18 protein-coding genes and 1 tRNA gene are annotated in these 19,758 nt (G+C 33.1%); 2 read left to right on the top strand and 17 right to left on the bottom strand.

Translation table 11 applies throughout. From position 1 onward, the window contains the following. Positions 1–5: 5 nt before the first annotated feature. The 13 genes from RWO76_RS05160 to RWO76_RS05100 form a co-directional block, all read right to left on the bottom strand. Positions 6–974 carry a capsular polysaccharide synthesis protein gene (locus RWO76_RS05160; RefSeq protein ID WP_314354606.1) on the bottom strand — a complete coding sequence of 323 codons (969 nt, stop codon included), beginning with the start codon at positions 972–974 and terminating at the stop codon, positions 6–8. Between the two features lie 4 nt (positions 975–978). Further along, positions 979–1,800 (bottom strand): LicD family protein, encoded by an 822-nt coding sequence (locus tag RWO76_RS05155; RefSeq protein WP_314354605.1) that lies wholly within the window; start codon positions 1,798–1,800, stop codon positions 979–981. A 21-nt stretch (positions 1,801–1,821) separates the two neighbouring features. After that, positions 1,822–2,613 (bottom strand): DUF4422 domain-containing protein, encoded by a 792-nt coding sequence (locus tag RWO76_RS05150; protein WP_314354604.1) that lies wholly within the window; start codon positions 2,611–2,613, stop codon positions 1,822–1,824. Beyond that, positions 2,613–3,245, bottom strand: a complete 633-nt coding sequence (locus RWO76_RS05145) for a sugar transferase (protein ID WP_314354603.1) — start codon at positions 3,243–3,245, stop codon at positions 2,613–2,615. Before RWO76_RS05145 ends, RWO76_RS05150 begins: the two co-directional genes overlap by 1 nt. Before the next feature lie 676 nt (positions 3,246–3,921). Next, a complete protein-coding gene (locus tag RWO76_RS05140; RefSeq protein ID WP_314354602.1) occupies positions 3,922–5,373 on the bottom strand; it encodes an LCP family protein in 1,452 nt (483 codons plus the stop codon). A 179-nt stretch (positions 5,374–5,552) separates the two neighbouring features. Continuing rightward, positions 5,553–5,765 carry a YSIRK-type signal peptide-containing protein gene (locus tag RWO76_RS05135; RefSeq protein ID WP_314354601.1) on the bottom strand — a complete coding sequence of 71 codons (213 nt, stop codon included), beginning with the start codon at positions 5,763–5,765 and terminating at the stop codon, positions 5,553–5,555. Between the two features lie 256 nt (positions 5,766–6,021). After that, complete coding sequence (locus RWO76_RS05130) at positions 6,022–7,044, bottom strand: branched-chain amino acid aminotransferase (protein ID WP_314354600.1); 1,023 nt, start codon at positions 7,042–7,044, stop codon at positions 6,022–6,024. Positions 7,045–7,063: 19 nt separating this feature from the next. Beyond that, positions 7,064–7,489: a hypothetical protein gene (locus RWO76_RS05125; RefSeq protein WP_314354599.1), complete on the bottom strand. Its 426-nt coding sequence runs from the start codon at positions 7,487–7,489 to the stop codon at positions 7,064–7,066. Positions 7,490–7,672: 183 nt separating this feature from the next. Further along, positions 7,673–8,623: a peptidylprolyl isomerase gene (locus RWO76_RS05120; RefSeq protein WP_314354598.1), complete on the bottom strand. Its 951-nt coding sequence runs from the start codon at positions 8,621–8,623 to the stop codon at positions 7,673–7,675. Positions 8,624–8,809: 186 nt separating this feature from the next. Continuing rightward, positions 8,810–9,550: a 3D domain-containing protein gene (locus RWO76_RS05115; protein ID WP_314354597.1), complete on the bottom strand. Its 741-nt coding sequence runs from the start codon at positions 9,548–9,550 to the stop codon at positions 8,810–8,812. Positions 9,551–10,233: 683 nt separating this feature from the next. Then, positions 10,234–11,361 carry a 23S rRNA (adenine(2503)-C(2))-methyltransferase RlmN gene (rlmN, locus tag RWO76_RS05110; RefSeq protein WP_314354596.1) on the bottom strand — a complete coding sequence of 376 codons (1,128 nt, stop codon included), beginning with the start codon at positions 11,359–11,361 and terminating at the stop codon, positions 10,234–10,236. A gap of 15 nt (positions 11,362–11,376) precedes the next feature. Beyond that, positions 11,377–12,345 carry an asparaginase gene (locus RWO76_RS05105; RefSeq protein WP_314354595.1) on the bottom strand — a complete coding sequence of 323 codons (969 nt, stop codon included), beginning with the start codon at positions 12,343–12,345 and terminating at the stop codon, positions 11,377–11,379. A 125-nt stretch (positions 12,346–12,470) separates the two neighbouring features. Further along, positions 12,471–13,631, bottom strand: coding sequence for a hydroxymethylglutaryl-CoA synthase (locus tag RWO76_RS05100; RefSeq protein ID WP_314354594.1), 1,161 nt, complete (start codon positions 13,629–13,631; stop codon positions 12,471–12,473). A 204-nt stretch (positions 13,632–13,835) separates the two neighbouring features. Between RWO76_RS05100 and RWO76_RS05095 the strand changes: the two genes are divergently transcribed. Next, positions 13,836–15,026, top strand: coding sequence for an acetyl-CoA C-acetyltransferase (locus tag RWO76_RS05095; RefSeq protein ID WP_314354593.1), 1,191 nt, complete (start codon positions 13,836–13,838; stop codon positions 15,024–15,026). A gap of 28 nt (positions 15,027–15,054) precedes the next feature. Here RWO76_RS05095 and RWO76_RS05090 read toward each other — a convergent pair whose 3' ends face one another. Continuing rightward, positions 15,055–16,344: an Mbeg1-like protein gene (locus tag RWO76_RS05090; protein WP_314354592.1), complete on the bottom strand. Its 1,290-nt coding sequence runs from the start codon at positions 16,342–16,344 to the stop codon at positions 15,055–15,057. A 154-nt stretch (positions 16,345–16,498) separates the two neighbouring features. Continuing rightward, positions 16,499–17,308, bottom strand: coding sequence for an excalibur calcium-binding domain-containing protein (locus RWO76_RS05085; RefSeq protein WP_314354591.1), 810 nt, complete (start codon positions 17,306–17,308; stop codon positions 16,499–16,501). Positions 17,309–17,441: 133 nt separating this feature from the next. Here RWO76_RS05085 and RWO76_RS05080 point away from each other — a divergent pair, with 133 nt between their 5' ends. Further along, a complete protein-coding gene (locus tag RWO76_RS05080) occupies positions 17,442–18,929 on the top strand; it encodes a DUF1846 domain-containing protein (RefSeq protein ID WP_314354625.1) in 1,488 nt (495 codons plus the stop codon). 51 nt (positions 18,930–18,980) lie between these two features. Here RWO76_RS05080 and pcp read toward each other — a convergent pair whose 3' ends face one another. Together pcp and RWO76_RS05070 are read right to left on the bottom strand one after the other, a co-directional pair. Next, entirely contained in the window at positions 18,981–19,628 is a 648-nt protein-coding gene (pcp, locus tag RWO76_RS05075; RefSeq protein ID WP_314354590.1) for a pyroglutamyl-peptidase I, read from the bottom strand. 56 nt (positions 19,629–19,684) lie between these two features. Beyond that, positions 19,685–19,756, bottom strand: a tRNA-Glu gene (locus RWO76_RS05070). Positions 19,757–19,758 lie beyond the last annotated feature (2 nt).

Raw genomic sequence — 19,758 nt, 5'->3', positions numbered from 1 at the left:
TCAATTTAAAGTTTCTTATTAATTAAAGCCGTATAAAAATTATTTTTATTTTCTTTCGTTCGTTCTGATAACTTATAAGTTGTTTTAAATATTTTTGTTTCTTTAGAAATTTCTTTCCACAAACTTTCTTCAAAGGTATCATCAAAATGTTTCTCTAACCAAAATAGATTTGGATTCGTAATCTCTAGGTTCAACATTTGATTTCTAATATTACTATTTCTTTGGAAAGCTAATTCAAAAATATAATCAATTAATAAATAATCCACTACAAAATCATACTTTTTAAAATATTCAAAAAAGAAATCACGAGTAAATGCATATAATGAACTATTCCCCGATAGTAAAAATGATTTCCAACGATTTTTTGCAATATTTGGAGAATAATCAGTTATTTCTCCTGTTTTTAGTGTGAAATATGATCTAGTAAAAACTGTCCAATCAAACGATGTTTGAATAAAAACTGTCGAATCTATCCATGTTCCACCATACTTTGCAAGTAAGGAAACTCGAATAATATCAGATATATTAGCAATTGAAATGTTCCCCTGTTTAATTTTATCTTCTAAATAATCTGGAATATCAACAAATTCTTTGAATGTTTGTTGATCTAAGCAAAAAAATTCAAACCCTTTTTTCTGCGCCTGTATTTTCATGTTATCTAGGCAATATTTAACTATTTCTGGTGCATTTTCGTACCCTTGCCACCATAATGTCCAAATAATTTTACTGTTTTCAGTATTCGCTTCAAAAAAATCATACTGATTTATAAATTCATGGAAATTATTTACTAAAAAGTCTACTGTTACTTTGTGACGCTTTTCGTAAAAATACTTTGCTGTTTTTTCTCCAATTAAATGAGGTACTTGTCCTAAAAATTTTCCAGCTAGTTGCCAATTTAATACAGAATTGGGGAAATATTTTCTTTTCTTTTTTACATCTTTGTAGTATCCTACTGCTTTCTTTAATTTCCCCATAATTTTATTCTCCTAAAGTCACAATTTCATATTGATGTGGAATTCTTTGATCAATTGGTGGTAATTCCATATAATTATCACCATATATAGCTATTAAATACTCTTTAAAATATTGAGGACATTTTAACTGTAACCCTTCAAATGTTAATTCAATTGGTGTTCCAAAATATTTACTTGGTACAATTTCTCGCAATTTATATGCACCTGTTAAATTTCCAGCAAATTTTTCATCGAAAGAATACTTTTTAATAGTTTCCAAGTACTTTGATTGAGCTTTGTTAAAAGAAATAATTGATTCTACTGGTAATCTATTTGCTAATCCAATGATTACTTTTTCAATTGTAGGACGGTTGGATTTGTTTTGATTCACAATAGAATGAAACTGCGAAAGTTGTACCATCATTCTTCTATACAAATATTTTTTTTCATGTATCCATCTCTTCAGTCTATTTTCTGGCATACCATCTAACGGAAAAATATCAATCCACAAACTTTCCTCTTGTTCACTGTTACTATAATTCATTATAATTTTTGTAGAAGTATCTCTAATAACTGAAAATGCCTTGCTGTATCCAGGTGTATCTTCACTCAAAAACACATAAGGCAACGTTAATTCATCATGAATTATTTTTTTTAATTTTTCATAGTCTTCTCGAGGCATTCCAATATCGATATCATCATCCCATGGAATAAAGCCTTGATGTCGAACTGCTCCTAGCAAGGTTCCACCAAGAGTATAATATGTAAGATTATGTCTATCACAAATTTCAATAAATATCGATAATATTGATAATACCTTCTTTTGAATGATATTTATTTCTTTCATTATCTTCTCCTTTATCTCTTTCTAAAAACTCTTTTCATATTTTTTACCTAAAAATTTTGCCTTTAAAAATGAGATTCCTTTTTGAATTAAATCAACTTTTGCCATATACATAAATGGTACTTCTTTAGGCTTTATCTGTTTCTTATTTAACCATACATTGAATAACAATTCACTTACACGACCAAACAATCTAGCTTCAAAGGCTGTATAATTTGACAAATCAATTTGTTCATACATACCATTCAAAATTTTAAACAACCATTCACAATATTCATTAACCAATGTCTTTGGCATAATAAACATATTAAACATATATCCACTTCTTTGTTTCATTACTAAATCAAACGCGTTCAAGTATTCTGGAGTTTGATCAGCAATAATTTTTCTAGCTATATCTAAGTGCATACCATCAAATGTATGGTCATAATGAGAATATAATGTTTCAATATAATAATTTCGTTTCTTCGGTACTATAACTTGATTTTCATTCAGTAGTGAGTCAATTTGTTCTTTAGTCAATACCACTTTATCAATATTAATACCTTCATAGTATCTTTTCACATTTTCCGTAAAGTATCGTCGATAATGCACTAGTCCTAAATAATCAACCTCTAAATTTTTCCAAGCCCAATACAGTCCCGTCAATTCAGAGTAATAAGGATTCAGTGTTGAAATATTCTCCCCTGTATTATCTCTACAGTAGCCAATATCCTGATTCCCTTCTGCCCCAACATGGATTGGAAAATATATTTCTGCATCACTTGGCATCACATGAGTTTTATGTGTTGCAATTAATATTTTAATATTTTTCATTAACTATTGTTTCCAAGAAGAACAACTTGGGCTCCTTTCCAAATTATACAAATATCTGTTTTTAGCGATATTTGATTAATATAATTAACATCTAATTGCATTCTAGTGTCAAATGGTAATTCATTTTTTTTCGGAGTAATTTGCCAATAACAAAGAAGACCTGGTTTTACCGAATTTCTCTTTGCCATTAATTCAACGCTTCCTTTAGTTTCATTCGATGCAATATAATGATTAATTTCAAATCTTTGGAGAGGTCTTGGACCTACAATTGACATATCTCCTTTAATAATATTGATTAGTTGAGGAAGTTCATCAATTGATAGTTTACGAATAATCTTTCCAACTTTCGTTATCATTGTACTTCCATCATCTTTAAAGTTTAAGTATTCAACTTCGCCATTTTGCATCCGTTGTTTCATTTTTACTTCAGCATTATGATACATACTTCTAAATTTAAACATTTCAAACTCAGTATTATTTTTTCCAATTCTTTTTTGTTTAAAAAAGATATCCCCCGGATCCTCTATCCAAATAGCAAACATCGTAATTGGTATAATTGGAATAATGATTAATAATAGCAAAAGAATACATGCTAAAATACGATCAATAATTTCTTTTATAACTGAATACATTTTCTCAATCCTTTACTTTCTTTTCTCCCATAATTCCCGTAGGTTACATATGAAACATAGCAGTCTGTTTAGACTTTATATTATCTAATACCACTCCTAAAAATAATGTGTCTATTTAATTTATTTAAGCATAAAACAACAATTGTGTTATAGATAAACGGCTAATTCATTCCTAATAGATTTAATATTATTTCCCATATTTCGACGTAATAATTTCGAACAATTCTCCGTATATGTAGGTCTTTTATCTAAATTGTACATACTACATGAACCAATTTTTTATTAAAAGAAGGGACAGAAAGATATCTTGTATTAGAAAAATTGTTAATGCCACATGTATATCTCAACAAATAGTGCTCCTACTAAATTTAATTACTACTTATCAAGTTCTATTAAGGATAGAAACTATCATCTACAGGTCTTTCTAGTGCATTACTCATAAAATAGATTTTTGCGCCAAAAAGTAGCGTCAAGCATTCCGCTACTTCTTTTGCAATTTTTCATTCTAGTTAAAAATTTTCTACCATTACTGTTTTGAAAGTCCCAAATATTCCTTTTGATGATAAGTTCTTGCGATTTTTTCAAATTCTTTATTGAAAAGTATGCTCTAACAATTCTTATATTTTTCTTATTGTTTTGAGTCGTCATCAATCATACAAGCGAAAAATAATCGTTCTTATTTTCCTTCTAACACAGCTGTCATAGCCGCTTTTACATTTGCTAAACTATTTTGGTCAACTTCCATCATATATAGTTGACTTCCCGGCATTGCGTATGAAGGTAACCCCATTTTTCCTGTCCCTTTAAGATCTTGTGATTTCACTTCATATTTTCCACCTTTTTCTAATTGCCCATTCACTAATTCCATCATTGCTTCTACAGGCATATTTGTTTGAACAGATTCTTGTAGACCTTGGATAACTGCAGAATAATTTGCAAGCACTTCTGGTGATGTTAATTTTTGAATAATCGCTGTTATGACTTTTTGTTGATTACGTCCACGATCTCTATCTCCATCTGCTAAAGAATAACGTTCACGAACAAATCCAAGAGCATCTTTTGAACTTAATTGGAGTGTACCAACTGGATAATATTTTCCGTCATTCGTATGAGCACTAAACGCTTGATCATTATAGACTTCAATACCACCTAACAAATCTATCAAGTTCAAGAATGAAGTAAAATTCAAACGTGCATAATAATTAATATCAATTCCATATAAATTTTCGAGAGTATGAATTGAAGCATCTACCCCATAAATACCCGCATGTGTCAATTTATCATTTTGATTATTCCCACCATCTGCAATTGGAACGTAAGAATCACGCGGCGTACTTGTTAATAACACTTTTTTAGTATCTCTGTTCACCGTCATTAAGATATTCACATCTGAACGAGAAACTGAATTAATCGGACCATAAGTATCAATCCCACTGACATAAATTGTCATTGCATTTCCTTTAGTTGCTTTAGGACCTTTAATTTTTTTCTTCACACCCATTGTATAGATTTTTTTAATAGTCGCTGCATGGTTTGGATATTCAGATTCAATAATATTTTCAAACCCTTCATTTAAAACAATTGCCTTCACTTCTCCTGATTGCAATTGTTTATACGCTTCAAGATAAGAATCTACCGATGTTACCTCTAATCTTTGTTGTTGGTTTTTTTGAATATCATCAATTAATTTTTGAATATTCTCTTGATCATTTCCAACTGGAGCTGCAACAGATTGAATTTCAGAAACAGATTCGATTCCGCTATCTTTTAATACTGCAATACTCATTGTATAGTTGGAAACTGTTGCTGTTTCATTTAATTTACTTGTAACAGAAACAAATTGTTGGATTCCAAAAACTCCCAATGAAGTTACCATGATTCCAAAAATTAAAAATAGTATTGTAAATGTTTGTGCTTTTTTCTTTACAACTAACGCTCCTATTCCAATTGATAGGAAAATTACTAACAATGTAACAATGATATTTAAAAAACGAAAAGCTAGCAAATTATATCGAAACATTTGAAACAGAACACTTCCAGCCAGAATTACAAATCCAGCTAACAATATGTAATTGATCCAATCGAGTACTTTTGACGTTTTTTTTCTTCTATATTTATCTCTACGCATATTAACACCTCTTGTTTATTGTTGGAAATAAAAAATATGCTTCCATTAATCTAATTTATTTATAAAACTCTTATTCTACTATACTACTAATTTAGCCTTTTATCAATTTAAATATGTATTTCTGTTTCTGGAAAGAAGTAAGCATTTTGAGAAATAATTTATGTTTTTTATTCAACATCTTATCTTTTACTACTCTCTCGATAACTAAAAAACAAAAATCTTGTTGCTGGTACTTCAGGTTTAGTTGGAGTAGCTTCATTCGCTAATACTGCTCCACTTCCTAAGAAAAATAATCCGCTAGCAATCATTACACTAGCGATACCTTGGCTAAACTTACGAATACCATATCGCTGGAATTGCTTCACTGGTTGTTGTTTATTATTTTTGCCCATAAGTACACTCCTTTGTCATCATGTATATTTTTTCGATTATTTTCCGGTTATCCTCAATATTTATTTTTGGGAAAATATTAATTTTACATAGTACTTACCCATTCTAGATAATCAAATTCATTTTAATGGTTATTTTGAAAAGCTGAAAGCGAATTCTATCAGTCTTGGTGAAATATTTTCTTCTTACTCCAAAAATAAAAAGCCTTATAAAGTAATACAAAATCACTAAATAAGGCTCTTGATATTATATATAAAATTATACTTTTTGAATCCAACCTTCAGGAGCTTCTACATCTCCATATTGAATTCCTACTAATTCGTCATATAAACGACGAGTCACTGGTCCTACCTCTGTTTCTGAATAGAATACATGGAAGTCATCTCCATTTTGAATTCCAGCAATTGGTGAAATAACCGCTGCTGTACCACAAGCACCAGCTTCTGTAAATTCATCTAATTTATCAATGAATACATCTGCTTCTTTTACAACCATTCCTAAACGGTGTTCTGCTAACCATAATAATGAATATTTTGTAATACTTGGTAAAATAGATGGAGAGTATGGAGTGATGAATTGATTGTCTTTAGTAATTCCAAAGAAATTCGCTGCTCCAACTTCTTCAATTTTAGTATGAGTCAATGGATCTAAATAAATACAGTCACTAAATTGACGTTTTTTAGCTTCTTTACCAGGTAATAAACTAGCTGCATAGTTTCCTCCAACTTTTGCAGCACCTGTTCCTACAGGAGCAGCACGGTCATATTCACTTACTACGAAGCTAGTTGGTGTTAAGCCACCTTTAAAATAAGCTCCTACTGGCATTACGAAAATTGTGAAAATATATTCTGGAGCTGGGCTTACTCCAATAGTATCGCCTACCCCAATCATTAATGGACGGATGTATAAACTTCCGCCTGTACCATATGGTGGAATCCAATGTGCATTTGCACGAACAACTTCCTTAATCGCTTCAACAAAACGTTCTTGTGGAAATTCTGGCATTAATAAACGTGTACAAGAACGTGCAAAACGTGCCGCATTTTGATCAGGACGGAATAAATTAATGCTACCATCTTTACAACGATAAGCTTTTAATCCCTCAAATGCTTGTTGCCCATAATGAAGTGCTGTTGACGCTTCACTAATATGAAGTACATTATCTTCTACTAATGCTCCATTATCCCACTGACCATCTCTGTAATAACTAATATAACGATAGTCTGTTTTAATATAACTAAAGCCTAAATTGTTCCAATCTAAGTCTACTGTTTTTGTCATAACAACACTTCCCTAAAAATTATTTTACTGCTTTATAATCACCTGTTACCGAGTCCATCTCTTCTAAAAGTTTTGTCGATTGTGTATATCGGAAATATCCAAAACTACTTGATCCACTTTGTTCTTGATGACGAATGTGGATATCAATGGAATCTTTCGTCTGAGCTTGAACTAATATCGTATAGTGATTATCCAGTAAGACTTGTTTCTTCGTTTCAATCTCTTTAATCGCTTCTTTTGCTAAAGCATTTAGTTCGGTAGTAGTCGTTCCTTCTTTTATAGAAGAAGCAGTTGTAGTTGTTTCTTCAACTTTTGTTGTTACAGCAGATTCGCCATTTTTAGAAACATTCACCATATCGGCTTGATTAAAAGTTTCTGTACGACTAGCACATCCCATTAATCCAATCGCTAATAAACTAACTACTAATTTCCATGAAGATTTCATGGTATCCTTCCTTTCTACTTGCTTAGTTTCATAACTTTTCAAAAAAATGATAACGTGAAAACAATTATTAAATTATTTTCAATTTTACAATTTTTCTGTTCATTGTCAAGATGAATTGTATAAAAAAGAGTAGGAAAAATCAAATACTTTATTTTGATTTTTAACCTACTCCTAATTAACTTTCTAGTTTCCTGTTGTTTGAGATTGTTCTGTTACATTTGGTGTATTATCAGAAAAATCTTTTAACGCATTTTTCAATGTATCATCCGTAATTTTTACATCTGCTTCTTTTACTAATGAAGAAACTACTGAATGGATTGTAGCTGTATCTTTTAATTTTTCAGCTAATAATTCGTCTTCTAATGTAGAACGTACATCACTTAATGAACCTTTTTCAGGTTTATCAACTAATTTAATAATATGGTAACCATATTGAGTTAACACAGGTTCTTCTGTAATAGCCCCTACTTTTAGACCGTACGCTGCATCTGCAAATTCTTTAACCATTTCTGAACGTCTGAATGGTCCAATTTTACCACCATTTTCAGCAGAACTTTTATCTGTTGAATTTTCTTTTGCTAAAGTATCGAAATCAGCGCCATCTTTTAATTGTTTGATTAAATCTTCTGCTTTTTTCTTTGCTTCTGCTTTTTCTTCATCTGAAGCATTTTGTGCTACCCCAATTAAAATATGTTGAGCAGTAGCTCTTGGCTCCCATGAATCATAGTATTTTTGAACTTCTTCATCACTGAAAGTAGTAGCTTTTTTGACCGCTGCAGTAATTAATTTATTTAAGTAAACTGTATCACGGTAAGCATCTACTGAAGTGAATCCACTACGAGCTAATACAGCTTTTAAAGCATCTTCTCCACCATATTGTTTCACTTGATTTGCAACTTCTGTTTTCGCTTCTTCTTCTAAAGCTTTTTTATCTTTTGCATCATTTTCTAAAACTTTTTGTAACACTAATCGTTGTAATGTTTGTTCTCCTGATGTTGTTTTTAAAGCTTTATAAAACTCTTCCTGGGTAACATTACCTGCTTTTGAAGTCGCCACAGCTGATTGATTATTTGAACATGCTGCTAACGCTAAAGTTGATGCTACAGCTAACATCCCCATCATTGTTTTTTTCATTCTTTCCACTCCTGTCGTACTACTAAATATTGCATTTCCCACAATATACCATATTTTCAGCTTATTTCCTAGCTTTTGAAAAAAAGACAATAGTTTTTTCTTAAAATCTTCATATATTTCTAAGTTTATTATATTTACAAACAAAGAAAAAAGACTGGATTTTCATCCAATCTTTCATCATCATTCTTATTTTAAAATGCGAATCGTAATTGTACGACGTCCAAAATTATACGTTTGAGCTACTGTTGGGAAGTGAACATCAATTTTGTTCCCTACAATTGCACCACCAGTATCTGCTGCACGGAATACTCCATATCCTGGAATTTCTACCATAGTTCCTAATGGAATTACTCGTGGGTCTACTGCAATGACCATTGGATCATTCACTAAGTTTGTTCCGTCAGCCGTATAACTAGATAATCCTGCTTCAGCATATGAATAAGCTGTTGCTTCAACAGTTAATGTATATCCTTCTGTTGCTGCTGGAGCTGTTGTAGTCGTTTGTACTTCTTGTGAAGTAGCTTTTTGCGGAGTTGGCTCTACTGGTTTTACTTCTACAACTTCTTTATTATCTTGTACTTTGTAAGTATGCTCTTCTTCTTCATTCTTCACGACTACTTCTTGTTTATCAGCAGAAAACTTAATCGTTGTTCCTGCATAAATTAAGTTAGCGTTTTGAATATCATTAACACGAATTAAAGCATCTAATGATACATCCATCGCTTCAGCAATAACAGATAATGTGTCACCATATTTTACTGTGTACTCTTGTACTCCTTCATCATTATGAACGATTCCTTCTTTTACTTCTTCTGTAGTACGTGCTACCCATTCATCAGCCTTAGCTGTTGAAGTTGTCATTCCTGAAATTCCTAGAAAAGCTACTGCGATTGTTGCCCACACCGTCTTTTTTAATGTAAATTTCATAAAAATCCTTTCCGACTCTCTACTAAAAAATACTATTTCGAGAATCTACCGCTTAAAATTTCCAAATGCGGTTTTATTTGATGTAACTACTCTAACATGAAAAAACAGCAAAATGTTGATTTCACGCGTTTTGTTAACCCTCTTTAAATAAATTGACTTTTTTTGATATTTAAATTACAAAAAATAAAGGCGAACGTACGTTTTTGTTATATTTGTCATCTTTTTGTAATATTCACTTAAATTTCTCTTTAACTTTTGTTCGCAAAAAATTGAAATATTACAACTTTGAAAGCGATTTATATATAAAAAAATGAGTTTTCATGATTAAAAAACATAAAAAAACACCCCCATCTCTCCTAAAAAGATGAGGGTGAATGAGTGATTTTTTCGTATCACATAAACAGAAGACTTCCCATAATAGCAGTAGTATCCATAAAACTTACATTAGCGAAGTTATTTGCATCCTTTTGTTACTATTCGAGAAAAGTTAATTCTTAACGTACTCTCATTAGTATCATTCAAAACAGTAAGACTTCCCATAGTAGCATTAGTAATATCAGCCACGGTGGCTGATATTACAGGAAACTTCGAGACCAAGGCTTGAAGTTTAGGCATGAAACCAAAGGTTTGCTGCCGTCCTTTTGCTACTATAACAAGGGAAGTCTATTCAAATATTCTTTTCCTTATTTATCTTCTTCCGTTTTACGTTTTCTGTCACGGTCACGTTTCATTTGGCTTGATCGTAATTGACCACACGCTGCTTCAATATCATGACCAAATTCTTTACGAACCACACAGTTAATATGATTTTTCTTCAATACATCATAGAAAGCCACTACACGATCCTTACTACTACGTTCATATTGATCATGCTCACGTACTTTATTATACGGAATCAAGTTTACATATGATAAACGTTTCTTATCTGCTAATAAATCCGCCAATTGCTGCGCTTGCTCCACAGAATCATTGACATGATCCAACATAATATATTCAAACGTCACACGGCGATTTGTTGTACGAATATATTCATTAATAGCTTCCATTACTACTTCAATTGGATATTTACGGTTAATACGCATAATTTTAGAACGAGTATCATTATCGGGAGCGTGTAGCGATAACGCTAAGTTTACTTGTAAACCTTCTTTAGCAAAATCTAAGATTTTCGGAGCAAGTCCACTAGTAGATACCGTAATATGACGTGCACCAATCGCTAAACCACTATCTGAATTTACTACTTTCAAGAACTTAATAACATTATCATAGTTATCAAATGGTTCTCCAATTCCCATTACAACAATATGGCTCACTCGGTCTCCAGGAGCTACCTCATCTAATGTACGTTGCACGTGCATTACTTGCGCTACAATTTCTCCAGCAACTAAGTCACGTTGTTTGGCAATAATACCACTAGCACAGAAAGTACAACCAATATTACAACCTACTTGTGTTGTTACACAAATCGATAAACCATATTCTTGTGGCATTAATACTGTTTCAATTAATAATCCATCTGCTAATTCAAATAAGAACTTACGAGTACCATCTGTTGATTGTTGCTTAATTTTTTCATTTAATACTGGGAATGTAAATGTTTCATTTAATTTTGCAATTAAATCTTTTGATAAGTTTGTCATTTCTTCAAAACTTGTGACACGTTTGCGATATAACCAATCCCATAATTGTCCTGCTCTGAATTTTTTCTCTCCATGTTCTTCAAACCATGCGACTAAATCTTCGTATGGATATCCATAAATAATTGGTTTCCCTTCATATTCACGAACACGTCTTCCGATTTTTGTTACCATCTCTAATCCTTCTTTCTAGCATGCAAATGCTTTTTCAATTTCTTCTAATGATTTCCCTGAACTTAATAAAACACTTAGTTTTATACGAGCTTTTTGCCCACTCAATCCTGTTGTAAAAATGACACCAGATTGTCTTAATTGTTTTCCTCCACCTAAATAGTCATACACATCATACGTGACACCATTGAAGGCTCTTGATACTAATACAATGGGAATCCCTGCCTCTAAACATCTTTGTAAGGCTGGCAATGTTGCTGGCGGTAAATTTCCTGCTCCTAGCGCTTCGATAACCACACCTTTTGCGTGATGTTCACAAATTGCATCAAGTAAAAGTCCATCCATTCCCGCATAAGCTTTTAATAAGTAAACTCCCGTTTGAACTTCTTCAATGGGATAGTATTCTTGTTTTAATAAACGTTGGAAATAAATCACTTCACTTTTGGAAACTAATCCAATGGGGCCAAAAGTTGGTGTTTGGAAAGTCGCAACATTTGTAGTATGAGTTTTTGTCACATAAGTAGCTGTATGAACTTCATCATTCATAACAACTACGACTCCTTTATCTTTCGATTCTGGAGAAGCCGCAACAATTAAGGAACTCCGTAAATTTGCTAAGCCGTCTGATCCAATTTCATTACTTGATCTCATTGCTCCAGTCACCACAATAGGAATGGATAAATTCGTCGTTAATTCTAGAAAATACGCTGTTTCTTCTAAAGTATCTGTTCCATGAGTGACCACAACTCCTGTATATCCCTCATCCACAGCTTTTAAAATTCTTTTTCTTAATTGCATCATATGAGATTCTTGCATATGAGGAGAAGGTAAATTAAATAAATCTTCTGTATGAATATCTCCGATTAAATCAAATAAATGCGCACTGGATAATAAAGGATTTTCTCCATTAGGAGATACTTTCCCTGTCGAATGGTCTTCGCTCATTGCGATTGTTCCACCCGTATTAATGATTAAAATTTTTGCCATCCTTCAACCTCCTCATCTTTTATGCAAAATCTCATAGTACATTTTTCATATAATCTTAGTCTACCATAATCTAGATTGTAAAAAAAGAAAAGACTTGATTGAAACCAAGTCTTTCCTCGTACAAATTATTGTTTTTTATATTGTCTTTGATGTTGGTGAACTCCTGAAAGAATAAATGGACTTGCATCTTCCACTTGGAAAGTTTGTTCTCCACTTTCATCCACCATTTGAGTAAATAATGTTTCGTATTCCGCTACTGTTACTTGTTTACGAGAATCTAGTAATTGTTGATGAGCTTCTACTCGCAATTGTTTTTCAAAGCCTTCTACTAATTCTCCAACAAAAAATTCTCCAACTGCTCCTGATCCATAACTAAAGAACCCAATACGATCTCCTGCTACTAATACTGAACTTGTCTCAATTAAAGAAATAAAACTTAAAAATAATGATCCTGTATAAATATTTCCAACATGACGATTATAAGCTGTACTTTCTTGATAACGAGTCGTTAATCGTTCTTGTTCTTCTTCTGGTAATGCTTCTAAAAATGGTTTAAAAGCTTTTAAACCCATTTTCGTATATGGTAAGTGGAAGCAAATCGCCTCTAAATCTGCAAAAGTAGCTCCAGTTTGTGTTGCATAATCCTTCCAAACTTCTGCGAAGAAACGGATGTATTGTTCATTCGAGAATTTTCCATCTACCATTGGGTATGCTTCATAATTCGGACGCCAAAAATCCATTACATCGTCTGTAAATAAGCTAGTTTCATTTTCTAAACGAAGTAAACGAGGTTCAGCAGAAACAATCATTGCCACTGCACCAGCTCCTTGTGTTGGTTCCCCACCACTCTTCAAGCCGTATTTAGCAATGTCACTTGCAATAACTAATACTTTTGATTCAGGATTCAAAGCGATATGCCCTTTTGCTAATTGTAATGCTGCAGTTGCCCCATAACACGCATGTTTTAATTCCACACTACGAACTCGATTCGATAATCCTAATAAATTCTGAATATAAACAGCCGCAGATTTTGATTGATCAATTCCTGTTTCTGTTCCCACAAGAATCATATCGATGGCTTCTTTATCTGCTTCATCTAAAATTCCAATCGCAGCATTTGCTCCCATTGTGACGATATCTTGAGTCACAGGCGCTACTGCCATGGTACTTTGTCCAATTCCTACTGTATATTTTGCTGGATCTACACCACGTTCTACTGCTAAATCCTCCATGGATAATGCAAATGGTGGTGTATAAAATCCAATTTTATCAATTCCGATATTCATTTCTAACTCCCTTAATATAATAAGTATCTATCCTAATAGTCTGCACGTACCATAGTAGCAAAAAAAGACGAAAGCTACAACGATAATCCCTGTTAAAAGCTATAATTTTAAAAAATCTTTACCTTTTTTATATAGTATTTTAATAGGTTTCTGAAACAATTTCGATTACAATAGTAAAGAAAATGAAATTTTAAGGAGAATGATATGAATTCAAACGATATTGTTATTATTAGTGCTACAAGAACAGCTATTGGAAAATTTGGAGGTCAATTTGCTTCTATCAGTGCTGTTGAATTAGGAACAGCCGTTGCAAAATCTGCGATTGAAAAAGGAAAAGTAGATCCAACTTTAATTGACACAGTCATTTTTGGACAAGTTTTACAAGCAGGAATCGGTCAAAATCCTGCCCGTCAAGTTGCGCTAAATTCAGGATTACCTCATACTAGTACAGCTTTAACTGTAAACGAAGTTTGTGGTTCTGGATTAAAATCTATTTTATTAGCAGCTCAAGCCATTCGTCTAGGCGATGCAAAAATCGTATTAGCCGGCGGGATGGAAAATATGTCTTTAGCGCCACATTTATTACAAAATAGATTTGCTACCAAAAATGGAAATTGTACCATGATTGATGCTTTATTCCACGATGGTTTAACAGATGCCTTTTCAAATGAAGCAATGGGCATTACTGCCGAAAATCTTGTTGAAAAATACGGATTTACTCGTCAACAATTAGATGAATTTGCAGCTTATTCTCAACAAAAAGCTTACCAAGCACAACAAAATGGTGCTTTTGACAAAGAAATTACACCAATTGAAATTACAAATAAAAAAACGAAACAAGTCATTTCTATCGATAAGGATGAATTTATTCGTCCAGAAACAACAGTAGAATCTCTTGGCTCTCTAAGACCTGCCTTTAAAAAAGATGGAGTTGTAACAGCTGGAAATTCTTCAGGCATTAACGATGGAGCAGCAGCTGTAATTTTAACAACAAGAGAAGTTGCCAATACTTTAAACTTGCCAATACTAGCTACTTTAACAGGATATGCGGAAGCAGGAGTCGACCCTTCTATTATGGGAATCGGACCAGTCCCTGCCATTGAAAAATTGATTCAAAGAACTCATATCCCTTTAGATAAAGTAGATTTATTTGAATTAAACGAAGCTTTTGCTGCTCAAAGTTTAGCAGTTATTAAAGATTTAAAAATCAATCCTGAAAAAGTCAATGTTCACGGCGGTGCAATTGCATTAGGGCATCCAATTGGTGCTTCAGGTGCTCGTATTGTAGTAACTTTAATTCACGCTCTACAACAACGTCAATTACAAACAGGAATTGCCTCTCTATGCGTTGGTGGTGGAATGGGTGTAGCCTTAAGTTTAAAAGTTGAAAACTAACAAAATACCATACAAATAAGCCAAGCATCTACTCTGGATGCTTGGCTTGTTTTATTTCTAATTTCTTTTGTTTTTGTCGTTCTTGGTAATAGTGGCGAATTTCTTCGTTTTCTTCTGTAGACTGATAAGTCACAGCAATACGATGTTCACTTGTCCAACTTTCGACTAGTTCTTCTACACTCGGTAATGTTAATGTAGGGAGTTCTACGGAAATGGACAATGTATCTCTCCAGATTTCATATCGAATTTGGAATAATAATCGTCCCACTCTTAGTAAGATTTCTCGTTTTTCTGTATCCATTTGATAGGCTTTTTCGAAAAACTTCTGCATATACATTCTAAAATTGTAATAGACATCATTAACTGTCTCTACGCCCATTTCAAAAAACAATTCAAAGAAAGTATCAAAAAAGAGTTTTAAATCTTCATCCGAAACTACTTCTGTCCATTGTTTAAAAGTTTGATCCGTTAATTGGCTATTTCTCGTTAATTCGGTTAGTTCAACAAAACGATCCTCTTCAATATTCCACATTAAAGCACTATGCTGAGAAATCCCACTTCCTTGACTTTCAATAATATGATAAGGAACTTGAGATTCTAACATCAATCCTACTATCGAATCTTGTGGAATATATCTTTTGGATTTTGAAACCACTCTTTGATAGCCTTCTGTGCTTAAAATCGAACGATGAACTCCAGGAGAATCCCAACAATAAATTTTCTCTATTCGATTTTGAACGGCTTCATTTTGCATTGCGCTCGCATATAAAGAAAGATTCCCTCCTTTAGAATGCCCGGATACATTCAGTGTTCCAGAAAAGGTTTCTGCTTGTTTCTTTAAATACTCTATCGCATCTGTTTGAGCAGGAATCAAGTCAGAATAGGTCATCATAAAGTCTTCTTTCCAACCTGTTAAACTCTCATCTGTTCCTCTAAAAATAATCCAACGATTTTCTTCTTCCCATTGATAACAAACTGCTGCAAATTGTTTTGTTAGTTCATCATCAATATCATTCATAAATCCAAATACTTTTATATCTTTATAACGCTGACTGTTAGACACTAATTCTAGTAATTGAATTCTTTCTTCTGTAATCATAAACGGATTTTTTTCGTGTTCTTTTTCTTTAATTTTTTCAAATTCTTTTCCTAATTGATTAAGAGAAATTGCATCTATTATATCAAATGACTGAGGAACAATCTCATCAAATGGTAAATAAGCAATCTCTGTGAGAACTAAGGCATCGATATCTGTGAGTAATTTATCTTCAAATGTTTGAGATCCGTATTGTTGAACATAAGTGATTAAATTCCCCATAAAAAGCTCCTTTCTAACTCTTGTATTCTTTTCAGTAGTGTACCACCTCACTTAGAAAAATGCAAAATTAGAAAACAAAAAAGACTTTCTATCGTAGAAAGTCTTTGAAAATTTCTCATTCTTATAACGACAGAAAGTCTATTTCATATTTCTATTATTTATCTTGAATCCATTTTCCAGTGGCATCTACACGATAACCGTCTGGTGTTTTCGTATTCACTAACATTGCGCCAGATGAACCTAAATAATAGTCTCCAACCCAACGATTTTCTTGCATTACGCCATCTGCATTGAAGTAGTACCATGCGTTACTAATTTTCTTCCAATCTGTTTGCATTGCTCCACTATTATCCATATAATACCAAGAACCGCTCACTTTTTGCCACGAAGTACGCATTGCTCCATCTGTATTGAAATAATACCATGTACCATTTACTTTTTGCCACGAAGTACGCATTGCTCCATCCGTATTGAAATAATACCATGTACCATTTACTTTTTGCCATGAAGTACGCATTGCTCCATCCGTATTGAAATAATACCATGTACCATTTACTTTTTGCCAGTTAGTACTCATTACACCACTTCTATCAAAATAGTACCAAGTTCCGCTAATATTTTTCCAATCAGTAACTACACTATTATTTTTATAATAATACCAATTTCCACCACTTGATTTCCAACCTGATAAAGTAGATGCTTTTTGTTTATTTAATGGTGTGCCATTAGCAGTTTGAGAGCGATAGGCTCCTTTAGAACGACCAATTTCACACGCTACTCCGTTATGGTTTTTATCTAAATGCTCAGAATATCCTTCTTCACCACGAGCAATATTTCCATATCCCGCAGCCCAAGCTTCCTTACAGCTACGGAAATACACACGAGCATCTACTTTTTGTTCTAATCCAAGAGCTAATAATGTAGCAGCTGTACTTAATACGACTAAACCCTTAACTTTTTTCATCTTACATCCTCCTTTTTATTACAAACTCAGTATATCACAAAATAAAACTTGAACAAGAAAAATTTTTCCTTCCTTTTTTACAAGGAGAGTGCTATACTTTGGACTTGAAAATAGTGAAACGGGGGCGTTAAAAATGCAATTAGGATTTGATAGCGAAAAATACCTGGAAGAACAAAGTCAATATATTTTAGAGCGAGTAAATAGTTATGACAAACTCTATTTAGAATTTGGCGGAAAGCTCATTGGAGACTTCCACGCAATGAGAGTGTTACCTGGATTTGACCCAGATGGAAAAGTCAAACTACTCTATCGACTAAGAAACCAAGCCGAAATTATCATCTGTGTTTATGCTGGGGATATCGAACAAAATAAAGTTCGTGGAGACTTAGGCATTACTTATGACAGAGATGTCTTAAGAATGATTGATGATTTACACCACTGGGATTTAAAAATTAATAGTGTATTGATTACAAGATATACTGGTCAACCAGCTGCCACACAATTCAAAAATATGTTAGAACGTAGAGGAATGACCGTTTATACTCACGGTCACACAGAAGGCTATCCAATGGATGTTGATACAATTGTCAGTGATGCTGGATACGGATCCAATGCATACATCGAAACAACTCGTCCATTAGTCGTTGTAACAGCACCTGGTGCCAATAGTGGAAAATTAGCGACTTGTTTAAGCCAGCTATATCATGAAACTCAAAGAGGACGTTCAGCAGGTTACGCAAAATTTGAAACATTCCCTGTTTGGAATTTACCGCTGAATCACCCGGTTAACATCGCTTATGAATCAGCAACAGCTGATTTAGAAGATGTAAATATGATTGATCCTTATCATTTGGAAAAATACGGGATTACGACTGTTAACTACAATCGCGATATTGAAGCATTTCCCCTATTAAGAAGAATTTTAAGAAAAATATACAAAGATCAAGAAATTCCTTATTATTCACCAACTGATATGGGAGTTAACCGAGTAGGATTTGCCATTACAGACGATGCAGTTGTTCAAGAAGCTTCTAAACAAGAAATTATTCGCAGATATTACCACTTACAATGCGATTACAAACGTGGAATTGGAACTTTAGAAACTGCTCAACGAGGAAAATACATTATGGATGAAATGGGACTAACTCCTCACGACCGTCCTGTTGTAGAAAAAGCATTGAGTAAAGCAAAAGAATCAAACACAGAAGTTGTTGCTATCGAATTACCAAATGGCAAAATGATTACTGGAAAACAAAGTGAAACGATGACAGCAGGAGCTGCTTGCTTATTAAATGCGATTAAAGAATTAGCTGGTATTCAAAAAGATTTACATCTATTGCCACCAGTTATTCTAGAATCCATTACAAAATTGAGACAAGAGGTCTTCCACCAACAACGTCGTTCACTCGATAGTAAGGAAGTTTTAATTGCTTTAAGTATGTCAGCTGTTACAAATCCATCAGCAGAAGCAGCTAAAAATCAATTAATCCTTTTAAGAAATTTACAAGCTCATAGTACGGTTATTTTACAAAAAGCAGATGAAGAAATTTATCGTGATTTAGGAATTACCACTACGAGTGAACCATACTTTGCAGGAAATAGTTTCTATTATAGCCATTAAACATAAACAGGGGTGACGAAATATTCGTTCACCCCTGTTTTTTTATGTTAATTAATGAATCGCCCCACCAATTATTTTTAAATCTTCTTTATCTTGATATTCAATAACTGCTTCTACACATAGTATTAAAGCTTGAACCATTTCTTCTAATTTCATAGAAGGATATTGATTATTTTCTTTTACTTGTTCAGGTAAGAATGGTACATGAATAAATCCTGCTTTTAATAATGGATAATTTTTTGAGGCATAATAAAGTACTTGATACATAATGTGATTACATACAAAGGTTCCTGCAGTGTTCGAAACAGAAGCAGGATAACCCGAAGAAGTCATTTTATCCACCATTGCTTTAATCGGTAATGTTGAAAAATACGCGCTCTCCCCATCCTTTTGAATAGGAAAATCGATTGGTTGATTATCCTCATTATCCGCAATACGTGCATCATCTACATTAATCGCAATACGTTCAGGAGTAATGCCTTGTCTTCCACCAGCTTGTCCTACACAAATAACGACATCAGGATTGAAACTTTCAATTTCTTTTTTTAACACTTCAAATGATTTTTGAAATACCGTAGGAATTTGAATCCCTTTTATTTCAGCATTTTCTATTTTTTCTGGAATACGACGGACAACTTCCCAAGAAGGATTAATACTTTCTCCACCAAATGGATCAAAACCAGTTAATAAAATTTTCATTTGAATAATCTCCTTTATTTAAAATACAAAAAAAGCACTCGTAAGAGTGCTTCGGATGACCCGTACGGGACTCGAACCCGTGTTACCGCCGTGAAAGGGCGGTGTCTTAACCGCTTGACCAACGGGCCAG

The organism is uncultured Granulicatella sp., from assembly GCF_963521425.1.
In the GTDB taxonomy this organism is placed as follows: domain Bacteria; phylum Bacillota; class Bacilli; order Lactobacillales; family Aerococcaceae; genus Granulicatella.
The sequence above is the reverse complement of the archived record's forward strand: the minus strand, read 5'-3'. Positions and strand labels throughout refer to the sequence as shown.